Origin of the sequence: Robbsia betulipollinis (genome assembly GCF_026624755.1) — a bacterium.
Lineage (GTDB): Bacteria > Pseudomonadota > Gammaproteobacteria > Burkholderiales > Burkholderiaceae > Robbsia > Robbsia betulipollinis.
This window is the reverse complement of record NZ_JAPMXC010000001.1, coordinates 563,782-581,447: the sequence shown is the minus strand read 5'-3', so window position 1 is coordinate 581,447 and position 17,666 is coordinate 563,782. Positions and strand designations below refer to the sequence as shown.

The following is a 17,666-nucleotide window of genomic DNA, read 5'->3' as shown; positions in this document are numbered from 1 at the left end:
GTCTTCCACAGGACGCTTCCACGCCATGACCTCTTCCTCCGACAGCATTGACGTCCTCGAACTGACGGTCGAGCGCATTCAGGCCGGGTTCGCCGACGGCACGCTGAGCGCCGCGGCGCTGTGCACCGCCTATCTGGCGCGCATCGAGCGGATCAATCCCCGCTACAACGCGATCATCTTCCTGAACCCCGCGGCGCTGGACGATGCGCGCGAGATCGACCGGCGCCGCGCCGCCGGCGAGACGCTGGGTCCGCTCGCGGGCGTGCCCGTCGTCGTCAAGGATACGATGGACATGGTCGGCTTCCCGACCACCGGCGGCTGGTCGCTGCTCTACAGCAAGACGGGCGGCGTCGATCTGCTGCCCGCGACGGATTCTCCGGTGGTCGCGCGCATGCGCGCGGCGGGTTGCGTGATCCTGGGCAAGACCAATGTGCCGGTGTTGAGCGCCACCGGCTCGCACGCCAACGACAGCTGGGCCGGCCCGACGCTGAACGCGGTCGATCCCGCCTTCATGCCCGGCGGCAGCAGCGCCGGTACCGCCACCGCGGTGGCGGCCAGTCTCGCGGTGCTGGGGCTCGCGGAGGAAACCGGCGGCTCGATTCAGAACCCGGCATCGGCACAGGCGCTGGTGGGCATCAAGCCGACCTTCGCGCTGGTGCCGAACGCGGGCGTGATGCCGCTCGCCGGCAGCACGCGGGACGTCGTCGGTCCGATCGCGCGCTGCGTGCGCGACGCGGCGCTGACGCTGGACCTGCTGGCGGGGTATTCGCCGGAGGACGCGAAGACGGTGGCCGCCGTCGGCATGCGTCCGCGCGGCGGCTATGCGGCGGGTCTGCGCACGGATGCGCTCCAGGGGCGCCGCCTGGGACTGTACGGGCCGGGATGGCGCGATCGTGCGCTATCCGCGGAAACGATCGAACTCTATCGGCGCGCGCAACAGGAGATGAGCGCGCGGGGCGCCGTCCTGCTGGACGATCCGTTCGCGGCGAGCGGATTCGCCGATCTCGGGCAGCCCGCGCCGGGAAGCGATCACTTCGACGCCCGCGGCATGGAGACGCTGCCCTACGATATGCAGAAGTACCTGGAACGGCTGGGCCCGGACGCAGCGGTGAAATCGTGGCGGGATTTCGTCGCCGCGACGCGCGCCGAGGACCCGTTTGCGCCCACGGGCGTGCTCACCTATATGTCGAGCCTGCCCGATTTCGCCGCCTGCCTGGCGGATCCCGCGGCGCCGCCGGCGAGCACCGCGTTCTTCGCGTTGCGCGAGCGATATCTCGAGATTTTCGCCGACGTCATGGCGCGGCACGCGCTCGATGGGCTGGTATTCCCGCAATTGCGCGACGCGTTGCCGCCGCGCGAGGGCACCGAAACCCTGCACGAGACGACGGTTTGCGAGATCAACATCGCCGGTTTGCCGGGCGTGACGGTTCCCGCCGGCTATTACGCGTCGGGCTCGCCCTTCAATCTGATCTTCGTGGGCGCGCAATGGAGCGAGACGGCACTGCTGGCGATGGCGTACGATTACGAAAGCGCGACCCGGCACCGCCGCGCGCCCGATCTGAAACCATAGCAAAGTGACTGTATGTCGGAACATCGGCACGACGAAATTCTCCTGCAGCTTCGCGAAAACGGCCGTGTTTCCGTCGCGCTCACGGCCACCGCGCTGAGCGTGTCGGAGGAAACGATCCGCCGCGATCTGAAGGAACTCGAGCAACGCGGTCAATTGCGCCGCATATACGGCGGCGCGGTGCCGCTGCGGCTGGACCAGGAGCGCCCGGTGGTCGAGCGCGGCAAGGTCAATGTCCGCGGCAAGGCAAAGATCGCGGAACTCGCCGAGCGGTTCGTCGAGGACGGCATGTCGATCTTCCTGGATTCGAGCACCACGGCCACCGCGTTCGCGCGCCGGCTCGTCGGCCGCAATCTCACGATCACGACGAATTGTCTCGATATCGCGCTGCTGCTGGGGCCGACGGTGGCACGCGTGAACGTGACGCCCGGCGCGCTGCGCACGAAGGACAATGCGCTGGTCGGCTATGACACGCTCGCCTACATTCGTCGCTTTTTCTACGACGCCGCCTTCATGGGCATCGCCGCCTGCGATTTGCAGCATGGCTGGATGGATTACGAAGAGCATGAATCGCATATGCGCGGCGTGCTGCGCGCACAGGCGCGACGCTCGGTACTCCTGGTGGATATCGACAAGTTCGGGCGGCAGGCCTATCTCAATACGTTCGCGCTGAACGAACCGATGACGGTCGTGTGCGACCGGTCGCCGCCCGCGGCGTTCGTCGAGACCTTTCAGCGGCATGGCGTCGCGTTGCTGTATCCGGGTGAGCGCGGCATGCCGCTGGCGAATTCGACCGCCGCGGGCGGCGCCACCGCACGGGGCGGCAGGGCCCGGGGAGGGCAGATATGAGCGCCATCCAGAGCGTGACGCAAAACGGGGCCGGTGTGCCGGACGCGGCCGCCGATTCGCCGCACGCTGTCATGCCGCACGTCGTCGTGCCGCCCGCCGTTCTGGCGCGCGCCGCCGCGCTGATCGCCGACGGTTCGCGCCGTCTGCTGGGCATCGCCGGTTCCCCCGGCGCCGGCAAGTCCACCTTTGCAGCGGCACTCGCGCAGGCACTGGGAGACCGGGCACAGCTCGTACCGATGGACGGTTTTCACCTGGCGAACCGGGAACTCGCGCGCCTCGGCCGCGCGGCCCGCAAGGGCGCGCCCGATACCTTCGACGTGGCAGGTTACGTCGCCTTGTTGACGCGCTTGCGCGGTACGCCGGATGCGGCGCCGACGGGACCTGCCGCCGGCCCCGTCTATGCGCCGGCGTTCCATCGCGAGATCGAGGAATCGATCGCTGGGGAAATCGCGGTGCTGCCGGAAACGTCGCTGGTCATCACCGAGGGCAACTATCTGCTGCTCGATCAGGCGCCATGGAGTGCCGTCGCGCCCTTGCTCGACGAATGCTGGTTCATTTCGGTCGACGCGGATCTGCGGCGGCAGCGCCTGCTGGCACGGCACCAGCGCTACGGCCGGGATCGGGACGCCGCGTTGCGCTGGATGGCGCAAACCGACGAGCCCAATGCCCGTCTCATCGACGCCAGCGCGGTGCGCGCGGACCTGACCGTGGCCTGGGACGCCTGAGGTCGCGATCCAGCCCATTTGGGGGCGCGGAAGTGGCAGGCCGATTTCGCGCCCGGAAAGAAAGCGTAACGAAAGCCTGGGTTTTTTCACGTACACTCGCACGCCTTTGCGTATTTTTAGGAAAAGCACCGTGCGAGCTTTGCCGTGGATCGGCTTGATGATGGGTGCCTTGTCCCTGGCACCGGGGGCGCAGGCGCAGGAAGTCGAAGCGAATATGGGCGCGCTGCGGGGCTCCGGTGGGGGCGAAAATACCTATACATGGAGTTTCGGATATCGCCAGCCGGTGTTTCGAGATTTCTCGGTCGGCCTCGCCTGGCTCAACGAGGGGCATGTGCCCGATCACCATCGCGACGGCGTCGCCCTGCAGGGATGGTACGAGCATGCGCTGCTCGACCCCCGCCTGACGATCGGCCTGGGGGCGGGACCCTACCGCTACTACGACACGACGTCCGGCGGTTTTCGTCCCTATACCGACGAGCATGGCTGGGCGATGCTGTATTCGGTCACGGCGAAATGGTCCGCGACTCGCCATCTCGCCTATGAATTGCGCTTCAACCGCGTGCAGGCGCCCGGCAGCGTGGACAGCACCAGCCTGCTGTTCGGCGTGGTCTACCGTTTTCCGAAAAACGTGACGGCTCCCGCCGTGGAGGCCGCCGGCGCAACCCGGTCCGGCGGTTTCCTGCATGACGACGAACTCACGGTGATGGCCGGGGAGTCCGTCGTGAACAGCCTGAACTCGGAAAGCACGTTCGCGAAAAGCGTCGAATACCGGCACGCGTTCAGCCGTCACATCGAGGGCACCGTTTCGTGGATCGATCAGGGCAACACGCCGCTGACCAGCAGGAACGGCGTCGCCGCCCAGGTCTGGCTGACCGAGCCGTTGTACCAGGACAGGGTGGTGCTGGGCCTGGGCCTGGGGCCCTACGTGGCCGCCGATACCTACCGGATCAGCCGCGACAGCTCGCGCACCGGCGCGAAGTTGTCGGGCCTGCTGACGATGTCCGCCGCCTACCGGTTCACCGGCCACTGGGTCGCCCGCATCTCGTGGAACCGCACGGTGACCGACTACAACCGGGATACGGACATGTTCATGGCCGGCGTGGGCTACCGCTTCTGAAACGGCGGGTAGGGTGCGCGGTCATCGTCGCTCGCCCGCCGCCCCGTCCGTGCAGAGGATCACGACACCTTCGTCGGCGGCCAACTGCAAGGTATCGCCGTTCGCGGCGGCGTCCGGCCGGGTCGCATCGGTCGACAGCAGGAGGACCCCCGCGTGCGCCGGCACGGTCGCGGGTAACGCGCCCAGGTTCAGCGCCACCCGGATCCGGGTCGGCCGGTCGCCGTCTTCGCCGGGCAGGGAACGCTCGTACGTCAATACGTCGCCCTGTGCCCGCACCTGCCCGACCGCACCGCCCACCAGCGCCGGTGTCGCGCGCCGCAGCGCGAGCAGGCGCCGGTATAGCGCGAGCATCGACGCCGGATCGTCCGTCTGCGACGCGACGTTGACCTGCCGCGTGTCGCCCGGCGGCAGCCAGGGCGTACCCGTCGTGAAGCCGCCGTTCGCGCTCGCGTCCCATTGCATCGGCGTGCGCTCCGGGTCCCGTCCCTGGCCGATGCCGGGCTGCCGGAGCTCTGCGGGGTCCTGCACACGGTCCGCCGGCACGACCACGTCGTGCATGCCGATCTCGTCGCCGTAGTACAGCGTCGGCGTGCCGCGCAGCGTCAGCAGCAGCATCGCCGCCACGCGCGCCTGGGCCGCGCCGAGCCGGGAGGCGACGCGCGGGTTGTCATGATTGCCGAGCACCCAGTTCGGCCAGGCATGCGGCGGCAGCAAAGCTTCGTATTCGGTGATGATGCGCGCCAGGTTGACGGCGCTCCAGTGGGCGTTGATCAACTGGAAATTGAAGGGCAGGTTCGCGCCCTCGCCATGCGTGCCGTAATAGGCCACCAGCCGTTGCACGGGCAGATAGATCTCGCCGATCAGCACGCGTTCGCCGAAACCGTCGAGCGTCGCGCGCATCGATCGCACGATGTCCTGTACCTCGGGCTGGTCCTCCGTATGCGTCTGCAGCAGGCGGTGATGGTCGGGTTCCCCGGCAGCGGCATCCGGGTTCGGCGGATTGTCGCGAAACTGCGCGTCCTTGATGAGCAGCCAGAGCACATCGACGCGGAAACCGTCGACGCCGCGTTCGAGCCAGAAGCGCAACACGCCGTCCATCGCCGCGCGCACGTCCGGGTGCCGCCAGTTGAGGTCGGGCTGCTCGCGCAGGAAGGCGTGGTAATAATACTGACCGGTCGCGGCATCGAATTCCCAGGCGCTGCCGCCGAAACGGCTCAGCCAGTTGTTCGGCGGCCCGCCGTCGGGTGCCGGGTCGCGCCACAGATACCAGTCGCGTTTCGGGCTGTCGCGCGAGGCGCGGCTGTCGACGAACCAGGGATGACGGTCCGAGCTGTGGTTCGGCACGAAGTCGAGCAATACGCGGATGCCCAGGGCGTGCGCGCGCGCGACCAGCGCGTCGAATTCGGCGAGCGACCCGAAGAGCGGATCGATCGCGCAATAGTCGGCGACGTCGTAGCCGAAATCGGCCATCGGCGACGGATAGATCGGCGAAATCCACAATGCGTCGACGCCAAGCATGGCGAGGTGGTCGAGACGTTCTGTGATGCCCGCGAGGTCGCCGACGCCATCGCCGTTTTTATCCTGGAACGATCGCGGATAGACTTGATAGATCACGCCTCGCTGCCACCACGTCAATGTCGTCATCGTCGCGCCTCTTTATTTTCTTGAACAGCAAACATGTTAAACGACCTTTGGTACAAGAACGCCATCGTCTACTGCCTGTCGGTGGCGACCTTCATGGATTCCAACGGCGACGGCGTCGGCGATTTCCAGGGTCTGATGCGGCGTCTCGATTATCTGCAGGGGCTGGGCGTGACGACGCTCTGGCTGATGCCCTTCCAGCCTTCGCCGTGTCGCGACAACGGCTATGACATCGCCGACTACTACAATGTGGACCCGCGCTACGGGACGCTCGGCGATTTCTCCGAATTCACCCATGCATGCCGGCAACGCGGTTTGCGGGTCATGATCGATCTGGTCGTGAACCATACGTCGGACCAGCATGCGTGGTTCCAGGAAGCGCGCCGCGATCCCGAGTCGAAGTACCGCGACTGGTACGTCTGGGCGAAGCGCAAGCCGGCGAACGCCGCGGACGGGGTGGTGTTTCCCGGCGTGCAGAAATCGACCTGGACGTACGACGAGGCGGCGGGCGCCTGGTATTTCCACCGCTTCTACGATTTCCAGCCCGATCTCGACACGGCGAACCCGCACGTGCAGGCCGAACTCCTCAAGATCATGGGCTTCTGGATCCAGCTGGGCGTCTCGGGATTCCGCATGGATGCGGTGCCGTTCGTGATCGCGACCAAGGGCGCCGACGTCAAGCGTCCCGCGCGACAGTACGACATGTTGCGCACCTTCCGCGAGTTCCTGCAATTTCGCAAGGGCGACGCGATCATTCTCGCCGAGGCCAACGTGCTGCCCGATGCCGATCTCCAGTACTTCGGCGACGTGGGCGAACGCCTGCAGATGATGTTCAATTTCCAGGTGAATCAGAACACGTTCTACACGCTGGCGAGCGCGGATACCGCGCCGCTCAAAAAGGCGCTGCTGGCTACCCGGCCGCGACCGGCCACCGCGCAGTGGGGCGTGTTCCTGCGCAATCACGACGAACTCGACCTGGGTCGGCTGACGCCCGCGCAACGCAAGACGGTGTTCGCCGCGTTCGGGCCGAAGCCCGACATGCAGCTGTACGGGCGGGGCGTGCGTCGACGGCTCGCGCCGATGCTGGGCGGCGACCGGCGCCGCCTCGAGCAGGCCTACAGCCTGATGCTGACGCTGCCCGGCACGCCGGTGTTCCGCTATGGCGATGAAATCGGGATGGGCGACGATCTCGATTTGCCGGAGCGCGAATGCGCGCGCACGCCGATGCAATGGTCGACGGAGCCGCACGGCGGCTTCACCCTGCATGACAAGCCCGTGGCCCCGGTAATTGCCGGCGGGGAATACGGCTTCGAGCGGGTGAATGTCGCCAGCCAGCGGCGCGATCCGAATTCCTTCCTGAACTGGACCGAACGCGTGATCCGGATGCGTCGCGAAATGCCGGAGATCAGCTGGGGCGATTTCGCGGTGCTGCGCCTGCCGCAAAACGACGTGCTCGGGCTGCGCTACGACTGGCGCGACAACGCCGTGCTGTGCCTGCACAATTTCAGCGGCGCGGCGCGCACGGTGCGGTTTCGCACCGCGCCGGGCAAGGCCGCGAGCCCGTCGCTGGTCAATCTCCTGTCCGACGACCACAGTCAGGCGGACGCGGGATGCTGGCACACGGTGGTGCTCGAACCGTATGGCTATCGCTGGTATCGGGTCGGCGGCCTCGATTACCTGCTCAAACGCAGCGAGGTGTAGACCCGCACCGCGTGCACCGCACCCTCAGGCGGCCACGGCCGGCGCCCGGGCGCGGTGGAGCAGCACCGGAATCGACTTCGACGTGGGTGTGTTGGCGATGTCGGCGACGCTGTTCAGCGGTACCAGCGGATTCGTTTCCGGATAATAGGCGCCCACGCAGCCGCGTGGAATATCGTAGGCGACCAGCAGGAAACCGTCTGCCCGTCGTTCGATCCCGTCTTCCCAGACCGTGGTGATGTCAACCCATTCGCCCGCCTGAAAGCCGAGCATCGCCAGGTCTTCCGCGTTCACGAACACCACGCGCCGTTGTCCGTATACGCCGCGATAACGGTCGTCCAGGGCGTAGATCGTGGTGTTGTACTGGTCATGCGAGCGGGTGGTCATCAGCGTCATCAGACGCTCGCCGTGCAATTGCCTCGCGCGGCGTATCGGCGTATCCCACTGGATGCCATGCACGACGAAATTCGCCTTGCCGGTAGGGGTTTTCCATTCGCGCTCGCGCGCCGCGACACGCAGATGAAAACCGCCGGGATGGGCGATGCGCTCGTTGTAATCCTGAAATCCGTCGAGCGCGCGCGCCATGACGTCGCGAATGCCCGCGTAGTCGGCCGCATAGCCGAGCCAGTCGATCTTCGCGCTGCCCAGCGTCGCGTGCGCGATGCCGGCCACGATCGCGGTCTCCGACACCAGTTCCGCGGACGCCGGCTTGTTCATGCCGTACGAGACGTGCACCATGCTCATCGAATCCTCGACCGTCACGCCCTGCGCGACGCCGTTCTGCATGTCGATCTCGGTGCGCCCGAGCGTCGGCAGGATGAGCGCCTGCGCGCCATGCACGAGGTGGCTGCGGTTGAGCTTGGTCGTCACGTGCACGGTCAGCGCGCAGGCGCGCAGCGCGTCCCAGGTGCGGGCCGTGTCGGGCGTCGCGAGCGAGAAATTGCCGCCCAGGCCGATGAGCACCTTGACCTTGCCCGCCAGCATCGCTTCGATCGATTCGACCACATCGTAGCCGTGCGCGCGCGGCGGCGCGAAATCGAAGACCTTGCCGAGCCGGTCGAGGAAGGCGGCCGTCGGCTTCTCCTCGATGCCGACCGTACGGTTGCCCTGGACGTTCGAGTGGCCGCGTACCGGGCACAGGCCCGCGCCCCGGCGGCCGATGTTGCCGCGCATCAGCATCAGGTTCGAGAGCATCTGGACGGTCGCGACCGAGTTCTTGTGCTGCGTCAGGCCCATGCCCCAGGTCGCGATGACCCGCTCGCCCTTCACATAGATGCGCGCGAGGCCCTCGATGTCCTCGCGGGCCACCCCGCTCTCGGCCGCCAGCGCGTCCCAGTCCTCGGTGCGCAGGTCGTCGGCGAAGCGTTCGAAGCCGAGCGTGTGTTCGGCGAGGAACGCCAGGTCGAGCACGCGTTCGCTTTCCGGTCCCCGCGCCCGGGCGTCGTCGTCGAGTTCGAGCACATGTTTGGCGACGCCCTTGATGAGCGCGAAATCGCCGCCGATTTTCGGCTGAATGAAGGTGGACGCGATCTTCGTGCTGGAGAGCGTCAGCATTTCGAGCGGATGCTGCGGGCTGGCGAAACTCTCCAGGCCACGTTCGCGCAGCGGATTGATCGACACGATGGTCGCGCCGCGCTTCGCGCAGTCCCGCAATTCGCCCAGCATGCGCGGATGGTTCGTCGCCGGGTTCTGGCCGAAGATCAGCAGCGTGTCCGCATGTTCGAAGTCGTCCAGCGTCACCGTACCCTTGCCCACGCCCACCGTGACCGGCAGGCCGCGGCTGGTCGCTTCGTGGCACATGTTCGAGCAATCGGGGAAGTTGTTGGTGCCATAGAGGCGCACGAACAACTGGTACAGAAAGGCGGCCTCGTTGCTGGCGCGCCCCGAGGTGTAGAAGGCGGCCTCGTCCGGGCTGTCGAGGCGGTTCAGGTGCGAGGCGATCAGCGCATAGGCGTCTTGCCAACCGATCGGCTGGTATTTGTCGGTGACGGCGTCGTAGACCATCGGCGCGGTGAGCCGGCCGTATTGTTCGAGTTCGTATTCCGACCGCGCCATCAGGGCGGTGACCGTGTGCTCCTCGAAAAACGCCGGCGTCACGCGCTTGCTGGTGGCTTCCGCGGCCACGGCCTTGACGCCGTTCTCGCAGAATTCGAAGGTCGAGTTGTGTTCCCGGTCCGGCCAGGCGCATCCCGGACAATCGAAGCCGTCGGGCTGGTTCTGGCGCAACAGCGTACGGTAGTTGTTCCCCGCGACTTTTTCCCTGACGAGGTGCAGGGCAACGTACTTCAACGCGCCCCAGCCCGCGGCGGGGTGGGTATAGGGGGCGATGCGACCTTCCGGCTGCGCTTTCTTCATGATCCGTGCTCCATGGGTACGGTACGTCGTCGCGCTCGCCGTGCGCGGCGGCACGTGGCGACGGCGCTCCGGCACGGCGCGGCTGTTCGCAACGCCGGGTCCGAAGACCGAAGCCTCCAGGGTAGGGGCAATATCCGGTGGGCGGGGCATACACATCCGGCCCCGCCGGAGGAGCACAGTTCGGTGGCGGCAGCCGTGCACGCGTAGAATTGTGCTGTCGGCACGTCGCCGGGGGCATGTGGCGCAGCCTGCCGACGTCGCCCGTCATCCGGCGCGCGGCAAGGTGGGGTCCGTTCGGGAGACAGGCGGTGACGTTGTTCGAAAAACTCGCCGCAGACATCGAGGAGTTGATTCAGCGCGGCGTGTTTCTGCCAGGCGAGCGCCTGCCGTCGATCCGGCAGACCGGCAAGCACCGGCGTCTGAGCATCACGACCGTGGTGCGCGCCTATCTGTTGCTCGAAGGCAGGGGGCTGGTGGAAAGCCGGCCGCAGTCCGGCTATTTCGTCCGGGCAACACCCCTGGCCGCCGCAGCGCCGGTACCGGCAAAGGAGCTGGAGGTCTCGCAGCCGAACGCGGCGTCGGCGAAGGTGGACGTGAGCCGGCTGGTACTCGCGACGCTGCGTTCGATCCGTACCGATGCGGCGGTGCCGCTCGGCTCGCCGTACCCGGACCCGGCCTTGTTTCCGGTACGGAAGATCAATACCTACGGGCATGCGATTGCGCGCCGTCAGCCGTTGTGGGGCGTGACCGACGAACTGCCGCCGGGCAACCCCGAACTGATCCGGCAGATCGCCCGGCGTTATCTTGAAAATGGCCTGTCGGTGGACCCGAACGAGATCGTCGTGACCATCGGCGCCACCGAGGCGATCAATCTCTGTCTGCAGGCGGTGGCCCGCCCGGGCGACACGATCGCGGTGGAATCGCCGACCTTTTACGCGATGCTGCACGCGATCGAGCGCATGGGCATGCGCGCGATCGAAGTCGCGACCGACCCCCGCACGGGCATCGACATCGACGCGCTGTCCGGTATCCTCGCCCGCGAGCGCATCGCCGCCTGCATGGTCATGCCGAATTTCCAGAATCCGCTGGGCTTCCAGATGCCCGACGAGAACAAACGGCGGCTGGTGGAACTGCTCGCTGCGCACGACGTCCCGCTCATCGAGAATGACGTCTACCACGAACTGTATTTCGGCGACGCCCATCCCAGTGCGTTGAAGTCGCTCGACAAGAAGGGGCTGGTGCTGCACTGCGCGTCGTTCTCGAAAAGTCTGACCCCGGCCTATCGCATCGGCTGGGCGATACCGGGGCGGTATCGCGATCGGGTGGAAAAGCTCAAGTTCCTCAACACGCTGACCACGCCGACGGTGCCGCAACTGGCGATTGCCGAGTACCTGACGCATGATGGGTACGAGCATCACCTGCGTCGCGTGCGCGGCGCATACCGGCAGCAGGCGAAGCTGATGCGCACGATGGTCAAGCGCTTCTTCCCGGAAGGCACGCGCACGTCGCACCCGGTGGGTGGCTATGTGCTCTGGGTCGAGCTGCCCGCGGCGGTGGATTCGATGATGCTGTACCGGCTCGCGCTCGAGCAGCACATCACGATCGGACCCGGAACGATGTTCTCGGCCTCGGATGCCTACCGCAACTGTATCCGGCTCAACTACAGCTATCCCTGGTCGCCGGCGATCGAACAGGCGCTGATCGTGGTCGGCAGGCTTGCCGCGTCGCTCATGCAGGGAGATTTTCATTGACCGCGAAAGAGACACCCGACATTGCCGGCAGCGCGCCGGCCCCCACGCCGTCTTTCGACGCCGAGGCGATCGACCCCTTGCAGGTCGCCGTGCTGCTGGAACTATGGACGGCGTGGCAGGCATCGCCGCGACAGCCCTGGTCGCTGGCGAAGCTGGCGAAGCGCGTGGGCGTGCCGATGAGCGTGCTGCGCCGCGCGCTGACGCAGCTCGATTCGAGCGGACTGGTCGCCCTGAGCGCCCCCGAGGCGGCGCGCGCCACCGCGGCATTGAGCGCGACGGGGTGCGAGCTGTGTGCGCAGTTGCTGCAGACCTGAAATAGTCGAAGCAGAACCCAAACTCACACTCAACACCAAACGCGAACCCGGACCGCCCGGTGCGGGACGGGCGGCGCGCGGCATGGCGTCCTACGTCCCGGGTCGCGTGTCTGCCGAGACGTCATGCGCACGGCGCTGCATCCTGTACACCACGCTGTCCAGGCAGGTGACACCGCGCGCGGCGAAGGCGGGTTCGGCCGCGAGGATATCGGCCCGCGCGATTTCCCGTGCCGACGACTGTGGCGCGAACAGCGCCTGGACCGATGCCTCGGGGAGGGAAAAAGGCGGTCCGGCCCGCTGCGCCTGCGGGTAGTCCAGCGTGATCAGCAGGCCGCGATACGTTGCGGCAAGCTGCCCGTAGACATGCGCGACATAGTGCTGCTGCATCGCCGGCGGGAGCGCGATCAGCGCCGCGCGGTCATAGATGGCGGCACAGTCCGCGAAATGCGCCGCGTCGAGCGCGAAGATGTCGCCGCGGATGATCTCGATATTTCCCGCGCGGTAGCGCTCCCCCTGGGGCGAGGCATGCCGCGTGGGCCGTAGACCGTTCTCGGCGAAGAACTGTTCGACGGCCAGCGCCGAGAGTTCGACGCCGAGCACCGCATGGCCGCGTTCGGCGAGCCAGAGCATGTCCAGGGACTTGCCGCACAAGGGAACCAGCACCTGCGTTCCCGGCGCGAGTTCCAGCGCGGGCCAGTGCGCCGGGAGATCGGGCATGACATGATCCTGGTGAAAATGCGTGCGGCCGTCGCGCCAGCGCTCCAGCCAGAAATCGGCGTCCATGGCCCATCCTCGTGCGGTGAAAGTTTTGCGCCGTCGTGCGCGGCGCGCTCGATTGTCGCCCAGGCGGGAGCGAGCGTCCAGATGTGGCGCCGCTTGCTGGATGGGTACGGCCGCCGTGCGTTCGGCACGCCGTCTTGCGACCTGAACGCCGCCACGGGCGGCATGGCATGCCCTTTGCTCGGAAGGAAGCGGGAACTTCATTGACAGCAATACGGGAAAGCACCATGACGAACGGAACACGACGCATCGCCGCATGGCTCGCCGCGATGGCCCTGGCGGCATCGGGCGCGGCATTCGCGCAGAATAGCGGCAGCGGGGCGGGCGACGATGGCGGCGGGGGCAAGGACGGCCCGGCCGGCATGGACATCGGCGCGATCGGCACGAAGCAGACAGCGGGCGGCGCGACACGCACCGCGCGCGCGACCGGCGAAAAAACACGCAGGCCGCACAAGCATGCTGGCCCGACGGCGGCGTCCGGCACGAGCCGGCCCTGACCGCGACGGATTGACGGAACGCCGCTAGCGCGCCGGGGAACGCCCGGTCGCCCCCGACGCCGCGGCAGCCGGGACAGCAGCCGGGAGTGCGCGCCGCGTCTCGGGCAACAGCACCGCGACCGCGCCCAGTAGCGGCAGGAACGCGATCATTCGATACACGATGTCGATACCGGCCTTGTCCGCCAACAGCCCCAGTACCGCCGCGCCCAGGCCGCCCATGCCGAACGCGAAACCGAAGAACAGGCCGGAGACCATCCCCACCTTGCCCGGAATCAACTCCTGCGCGTAGACCAGGATCGCCGAGAATGCCGACGACAGGATCAGCCCGATCAGGATCGTCAGCGTCGTGGTCCAGAAAAGATCGGCGTGCGGCAGCAGCAGGGCGAACGGCGCGACCCCCAGAATCGATGCCCAGATCACCGGTTTGCGGCCGATGCGGTCGCCGATCGGGCCGCCGGCGAGCGTGCCGAGCGCAGAGGCGAACAAAAAGACGAACAAATGCATCTGTGCGCTGCGTACCGACAGGCCGAACTTGCCGATCAGATAGAAGGTGTAGAACGTGCTGAGCCCGGCAATATAAAAGTATTTCGAGAAAATCAGCACGAGCAGCACGCCGATCGCGCCGCCCACGCGCCGCCGCGACAAGGTGACGGCGGCCGGGTGCCGCACCGCGCGCGTGGTGCGCCGATGATGCGCGTACCAGCGGCTGACGCCGGTCAGCAAGCCGACGCCCAACAGCGCGGCCAGCCCGAACCATGCGAGACTGCGTTGCCCGAACGGGACGATGATCGCCGCCGCCAGCAGGGGGCCCAGTGCGGTCCCCGAATTGCCGCCCACCTGGAACAACGACTGCGCCATCCCGTGCCGTCCGCCGGAGGCCATGCGCGCGACCCGGGAAGATTCCGGATGGAAGATCGACGAACCGGTGCCCACCAGCGCCGCGGCCACCAGGACGAGGCCGAAGCTCGGCGCGAACGCGAGCAGCATCAGACCGGCGAGCGTGAAGCCCATGCCCACCGGCAGGGAATACGGCATCGGCCGGCGGTCGGTGTACGACCCGACGAGCGGTTGCAGCAGCGACGCGGTCAACTGGTAGGTCAGCGTGATCAGGCCGATCTGTCCGAAGCTCAGGTGGAAGGTGCCTCTGAGAATCGGATAGATGGCGAGAATCAGCGACTGCATCATGTCGTTGACCAGATGCGCGGTACTGATCGCGCCCAGCACGCCGAATTCGGTGCGGGGAGGATCCGCCGGAAGCGCCGGCGCGGGAGAAGAGGACAGGGTCGTCATGGCAAAGGCCGGGAAGATGGCGGATACGAAGTGGCATCTTAGAGATAGAATATGCGTCTGTCTCGCGCCGTTCGGACAGCAAACCTCTCGAAAAGGGCATCGGCCGATGACATTTCCCTCGCTGGACGACGTCGATCGCAGCCCGATGCCCGTGATGTGCCGCGCGCGGAACTACGCGGCGGAACTTCGGATTCCGGACCACTCGCACATGAAGTGCCAGCTCATCTATGCGCTGCATGGCGTGGTGGTGGTGGCGTCCGCCGGCGGGCATTGGGTCGTGCCGTCCACGCGCGGTATCTGGATGCCGGCCGGGACGACGCATCGCATCCGCTGCGTGGGTGCGGTGCAAATGCGCAGCATCTATGTCGCGCCGGACGCGGTTCCCGGTCTGCCTGCCATTTCCCAGGTGGTCGGCATTTCGCCATTGCTGCGCGAATTGATCCAGGCGGCCAGCCGGATCGTCCTGCCGTATGCGGAGGATTCGCGCGATGGCCGGCTGATGCGGTTGCTGCTGGATGAATTACAGGTATTGCCGGTTTTGCCGCTGCATTTGCCGCAGCCTGCCGATGCCGGTCTGCAACGCATCTGCGACCGATTGCGCGATTACCCGGACGACCCGACCACGCTCGGCGCATGGGCCGGTATCCTGCGTATCGATGTGAAGACGATCCAGCGCCGCTTCGCGCGGGAGACCGGCATGACCTTCGGGCAATGGCGGCAGCAGGCGCGTTTGCTGCAGGGCCTGGAGCGGCTGGCGAACGGCGAGAAAGTCCTGGATGTGGCGCTGGCGCTCGGCTACGACAGCCCGAGCGCGTTCGCGACGATGTTCAAGCGGCATTTCGGACAGCGACCCAGCGAGTTTTTCCGATGATCCGGCCGGTAGCATTTCCGACGCAGTACATCGCAATTAGGGAAAAGGATTGTCGCGGGTGCGCGAATTGGCTTGTTAAAATACCGTACCTATTCCGGAAATGGAGAACATCGCCATGGGACGCGCTTTGTCGGATTCCTCGCATTCGGAGTTTTGTCTGCTGTATATCAGCCGCATGGCGCCGGGCGTCACCCGCGCGGATGTCGATCGTCTCGTGACGAAATCGATCGCGCGCAACGCGGTGGAAGGCATCACCGGTTTCCTCATCAAGGCGGGCGGCCACTTCGTGCAGTATCTCGAAGGCCCCAGACAGGTCGTGGTCGACTGCTTCGCCCGGATGGAGAAGGACCGACGGCACACCGACGTTTCCCTGGTGGCTTGCCATGCACTGCCGCGGCGCTGCTTCGCCAGTTGGGAAATGGGGTATTTCTGGGGCGACGAAAACGGCGTCGAGCAACTGGAATCCGTTTTCAAGACGTGGCACGACGGCGATGCCGCGCTGATCGACGAGGCGATGCGCATCTACGGGAAAGCGCAACAGTCGGCCATGGCCGGCGATCTTGCCGTCGGCAGCCCGCCCGAGTACGGCGTTTTGCTGAATCGGGCCGCGGCATCCTGACGCGGTCTGCCGCGCGGTCTGCCTGCGCGCGGCCTGGCCGTACGCCGCGCATCGCGTCCGATCGGATCGCGTATCAATAAGCGGCCGCGCCGCGTCAATAAGCGGCCGCGCCGCGTATCAGCGCCGCGCTGCGGCCGGCGCGTTGCCGGTGGCGCAGCAGGCATTGCCGGATCCGCACCGCGAGTTCGATGATGTACAGATCGCGCATCTGATGGTGTTCGAGCGCCGCGGCGAGCTTGAAGACGTATTCGGCATTGCTGCCCCACGGGCCCCGTGCCTCGGCAATCAGCGGCGCGACCGTCTCGATCTCGCTGTCGCATTCGTAGTGCGGATGATCCTGGTCCGCGACGAACACGATGGCACGCACCGGCGTGCCGTCTGCCATGCGTACCGGCGCCCAGATGGGGCGATAGGTACCCATCGCCATTTCCCGGATCCAGATCAGCCGCAATTCCTCTTCGCGGGTCGCCGCGGCGAGCCGATAGACGACGCCATCGGTACGTCCGCCGTTACGCAGGCCCAGCATCCTGCCGGGCGTGTGCGCCGCCGCGCGTCCGACCGTCAGCCGCTGGCAAAAACTGCGATGCCAGCCGTCCAGGCAGGCGGCGTGCCGCTCGGCGTGGTCGGTGAGGGGATTCCAGATCAGCGACCCATAGCCGAAAATCCAGATATCCGCGTCCTCCGGCTGGCCCGCCAGCATCGCCGTCATCGACCGGGCGATATCCGCTTCGGACCAGCGCAGTTCGCTGGGAAGGCCATCCAGCGCCGACAGATAGGCGCCGGAAGAGAGTGCAAGCCGTGTCAGCATCGTGTTGTCGATTGGAGGGCGTGACTCGACACTACACCTGCAAGCGCAAATGACGAAATAACGAATGCGCATATGGATATATCCAGGTGCCTGGCGTGGCGGGGCCGCCACGCCAGGGTGGCACCCTGCGCCGTCACAGCTGTGTATGCCCGTCTGGGTGGCGCGGCGTGGGGACCGCCGCGCGCCCGTGCCCGGTTCCGGCGGGCGTTTTCAGCGTGCGGGCTCGTCCGTCATGATCTGCCGGGTGTTTTTCTGGCGGAGCAGGTCGGCGATGTGTCCGGGCAGGGTCTCGGGCTGCACCGGGTCGCCGCGCTGCGCGCGCTCGGCGAGATCGTTGTAGAACCCCGCGAGCGTGCGCAACTGGTCCTCGCTGGCATCCTCGATGCCGATCAACTGGTTGTCCGCCGATTTGTGCGAGGCGAGCAACTCGTTGAGTTTCAAATGCATGGCGATGCTGTCCTTGTTCTGGCTTTGCTGGATCAGGAACACCATGAGGAAGGTCACGATCGTCGTGCCGGTGTTGATCACCAGCTGCCAGCCATCCGAATAATGGAAGGTGGGCCCCAGCGCCGCCCAGAGAACCACCACGAACACGGACGTGCAGAAGGTGATGGGCGAGCCGGCCCAGCGGGTGACGCGGCTCGCGAAGCGGTCGAAGGCGCGCATGGCCGGATGGGCGCCGGCGAACGACGGGTCGGCCGTCGTGGTCACGGAGTCGAGCGCGACATCGTGCGGGGGCGGGGTGGGACGTGCGGGATCTTTCATGGCGATGACGATAGGTGGA

General features: G+C 66.7%; 16 protein-coding genes. 10 read left to right on the top strand and 6 right to left on the bottom strand.

All coding sequences use genetic code 11. From position 1 onward, the window contains the following. Positions 1-25: 25 nt before the first annotated feature. The 4 genes from OVY01_RS02530 to OVY01_RS02515 all read left to right on the top strand — a co-directional run bounded on the left by OVY01_RS02530 (position 26) and on the right by OVY01_RS02515 (position 4,258). A complete protein-coding gene (locus tag OVY01_RS02530; RefSeq protein WP_267845400.1) occupies positions 26-1,570 on the top strand; it encodes an amidase in 1,545 nt (514 codons plus the stop codon). 12 nt (positions 1,571-1,582) lie between these two features. After that, complete coding sequence (locus tag OVY01_RS02525; RefSeq protein ID WP_267845398.1) at positions 1,583-2,416, top strand: DeoR/GlpR family DNA-binding transcription regulator; 834 nt, start codon at positions 1,583-1,585, stop codon at positions 2,414-2,416. 71 nt (positions 2,417-2,487) lie between these two features. Beyond that, positions 2,488-3,141 carry a nucleoside/nucleotide kinase family protein gene (locus tag OVY01_RS02520; RefSeq protein ID WP_267847641.1) on the top strand — a complete coding sequence of 218 codons (654 nt, stop codon included), beginning with the start codon at positions 2,488-2,490 and terminating at the stop codon, positions 3,139-3,141. A gap of 130 nt (positions 3,142-3,271) precedes the next feature. Next, positions 3,272-4,258: a hypothetical protein gene (locus OVY01_RS02515; RefSeq protein ID WP_267845396.1), complete on the top strand. Its 987-nt coding sequence runs from the start codon at positions 3,272-3,274 to the stop codon at positions 4,256-4,258. 21 nt (positions 4,259-4,279) lie between these two features. Here OVY01_RS02515 and OVY01_RS02510 read toward each other — a convergent pair whose 3' ends face one another. Next, positions 4,280-5,902: an alpha-amylase family glycosyl hydrolase gene (locus tag OVY01_RS02510; protein WP_267845395.1), complete on the bottom strand. Its 1,623-nt coding sequence runs from the start codon at positions 5,900-5,902 to the stop codon at positions 4,280-4,282. Between the two features lie 33 nt (positions 5,903-5,935). On the opposite strand from OVY01_RS02510, the gene OVY01_RS02505 reads away from it, so the two are divergent. Continuing rightward, positions 5,936-7,600, top strand: coding sequence for an alpha-amylase family protein (locus OVY01_RS02505; RefSeq protein WP_267845393.1), 1,665 nt, complete (start codon positions 5,936-5,938; stop codon positions 7,598-7,600). A gap of 24 nt (positions 7,601-7,624) precedes the next feature. Here OVY01_RS02505 and OVY01_RS02500 read toward each other — a convergent pair whose 3' ends face one another. Then, positions 7,625-9,952 (bottom strand): FdhF/YdeP family oxidoreductase, encoded by a 2,328-nt coding sequence (locus OVY01_RS02500; RefSeq protein WP_267845392.1) that lies wholly within the window; start codon positions 9,950-9,952, stop codon positions 7,625-7,627. Positions 9,953-10,260: 308 nt separating this feature from the next. Here OVY01_RS02500 and OVY01_RS02495 point away from each other — a divergent pair, with 308 nt between their 5' ends. Continuing rightward, on the top strand, positions 10,261-11,703 hold the full coding sequence (locus OVY01_RS02495; protein WP_267845391.1) for an aminotransferase-like domain-containing protein: 1,443 nt from the start codon (positions 10,261-10,263) through the stop codon (positions 11,701-11,703). Then, a complete protein-coding gene (locus OVY01_RS02490) occupies positions 11,700-12,017 on the top strand; it encodes an ArsR family transcriptional regulator (protein WP_267845390.1) in 318 nt (105 codons plus the stop codon). The genes OVY01_RS02495 and OVY01_RS02490 overlap by 4 nt, the downstream gene beginning before the upstream one ends. Before the next feature lie 90 nt (positions 12,018-12,107). Here OVY01_RS02490 and OVY01_RS02485 read toward each other — a convergent pair whose 3' ends face one another. Further along, positions 12,108-12,800 (bottom strand): thiopurine S-methyltransferase, encoded by a 693-nt coding sequence (locus OVY01_RS02485; RefSeq protein WP_267845388.1) that lies wholly within the window; start codon positions 12,798-12,800, stop codon positions 12,108-12,110. Positions 12,801-13,024: 224 nt separating this feature from the next. Here OVY01_RS02485 and OVY01_RS02480 point away from each other — a divergent pair, with 224 nt between their 5' ends. Beyond that, positions 13,025-13,294 carry a hypothetical protein gene (locus OVY01_RS02480; protein ID WP_267845387.1) on the top strand — a complete coding sequence of 90 codons (270 nt, stop codon included), beginning with the start codon at positions 13,025-13,027 and terminating at the stop codon, positions 13,292-13,294. Between the two features lie 24 nt (positions 13,295-13,318). Here OVY01_RS02480 and OVY01_RS02475 read toward each other — a convergent pair whose 3' ends face one another. Next, on the bottom strand, positions 13,319-14,584 hold the full coding sequence (locus OVY01_RS02475; RefSeq protein ID WP_267845386.1) for an MFS transporter: 1,266 nt from the start codon (positions 14,582-14,584) through the stop codon (positions 13,319-13,321). Between the two features lie 106 nt (positions 14,585-14,690). Between OVY01_RS02475 and OVY01_RS02470 the strand changes: the two genes are divergently transcribed. After that, positions 14,691-15,455, top strand: a complete 765-nt coding sequence (locus tag OVY01_RS02470) for an AraC family transcriptional regulator (RefSeq protein WP_267845385.1) — start codon at positions 14,691-14,693, stop codon at positions 15,453-15,455. A 115-nt stretch (positions 15,456-15,570) separates the two neighbouring features. Next, on the top strand, positions 15,571-16,074 hold the full coding sequence (locus OVY01_RS02465; RefSeq protein ID WP_267845384.1) for a BLUF domain-containing protein: 504 nt from the start codon (positions 15,571-15,573) through the stop codon (positions 16,072-16,074). 94 nt (positions 16,075-16,168) lie between these two features. Here OVY01_RS02465 and OVY01_RS02460 read toward each other — a convergent pair whose 3' ends face one another. Both OVY01_RS02460 and OVY01_RS02455 read right to left on the bottom strand, forming a co-directional pair. After that, positions 16,169-16,882 (bottom strand): gamma-glutamylcyclotransferase, encoded by a 714-nt coding sequence (locus tag OVY01_RS02460; protein ID WP_267845383.1) that lies wholly within the window; start codon positions 16,880-16,882, stop codon positions 16,169-16,171. A gap of 210 nt (positions 16,883-17,092) precedes the next feature. Further along, positions 17,093-17,647 (bottom strand): low affinity iron permease family protein, encoded by a 555-nt coding sequence (locus tag OVY01_RS02455; RefSeq protein WP_267845382.1) that lies wholly within the window; start codon positions 17,645-17,647, stop codon positions 17,093-17,095. Between the last annotated feature and the right edge of the window lie 19 nt (positions 17,648-17,666).

What these genes read in the sequence shown, in the direction of transcription:
- OVY01_RS02520 (WP_267847641.1), top strand. Translation starts at nt 2,488, where the DNA reads ATGCCGCACGTCGTCGTGCCGCCCGCCGTTCTGGCGCGCGCCGCCGCG.
- OVY01_RS02485 (WP_267845388.1), bottom strand. Translation starts at nt 12,800, where the DNA reads ATGGACGCCGATTTCTGGCTGGAGCGCTGGCGCGACGGCCGCACGCAT.
- OVY01_RS02530 (WP_267845400.1), top strand. Translation starts at nt 26, where the DNA reads ATGACCTCTTCCTCCGACAGCATTGACGTCCTCGAACTGACGGTCGAG.
- OVY01_RS02455 (WP_267845382.1), bottom strand. Translation starts at nt 17,647, where the DNA reads ATGAAAGATCCCGCACGTCCCACCCCGCCCCCGCACGATGTCGCGCTC.
- OVY01_RS02510 (WP_267845395.1), bottom strand. Translation starts at nt 5,902, where the DNA reads ATGACGACATTGACGTGGTGGCAGCGAGGCGTGATCTATCAAGTCTAT.
- OVY01_RS02505 (WP_267845393.1), top strand. Translation starts at nt 5,936, where the DNA reads ATGTTAAACGACCTTTGGTACAAGAACGCCATCGTCTACTGCCTGTCG.
- OVY01_RS02480 (WP_267845387.1), top strand. Translation starts at nt 13,025, where the DNA reads ATGACGAACGGAACACGACGCATCGCCGCATGGCTCGCCGCGATGGCC.
- OVY01_RS02500 (WP_267845392.1), bottom strand. Translation starts at nt 9,952, where the DNA reads ATGAAGAAAGCGCAGCCGGAAGGTCGCATCGCCCCCTATACCCACCCC.
- OVY01_RS02525 (WP_267845398.1), top strand. Translation starts at nt 1,583, where the DNA reads ATGTCGGAACATCGGCACGACGAAATTCTCCTGCAGCTTCGCGAAAAC.
- OVY01_RS02465 (WP_267845384.1), top strand. Translation starts at nt 15,571, where the DNA reads ATGGGACGCGCTTTGTCGGATTCCTCGCATTCGGAGTTTTGTCTGCTG.
- OVY01_RS02475 (WP_267845386.1), bottom strand. Translation starts at nt 14,584, where the DNA reads ATGACGACCCTGTCCTCTTCTCCCGCGCCGGCGCTTCCGGCGGATCCT.
- OVY01_RS02460 (WP_267845383.1), bottom strand. Translation starts at nt 16,882, where the DNA reads ATGCTGACACGGCTTGCACTCTCTTCCGGCGCCTATCTGTCGGCGCTG.
- OVY01_RS02470 (WP_267845385.1), top strand. Translation starts at nt 14,691, where the DNA reads ATGACATTTCCCTCGCTGGACGACGTCGATCGCAGCCCGATGCCCGTG.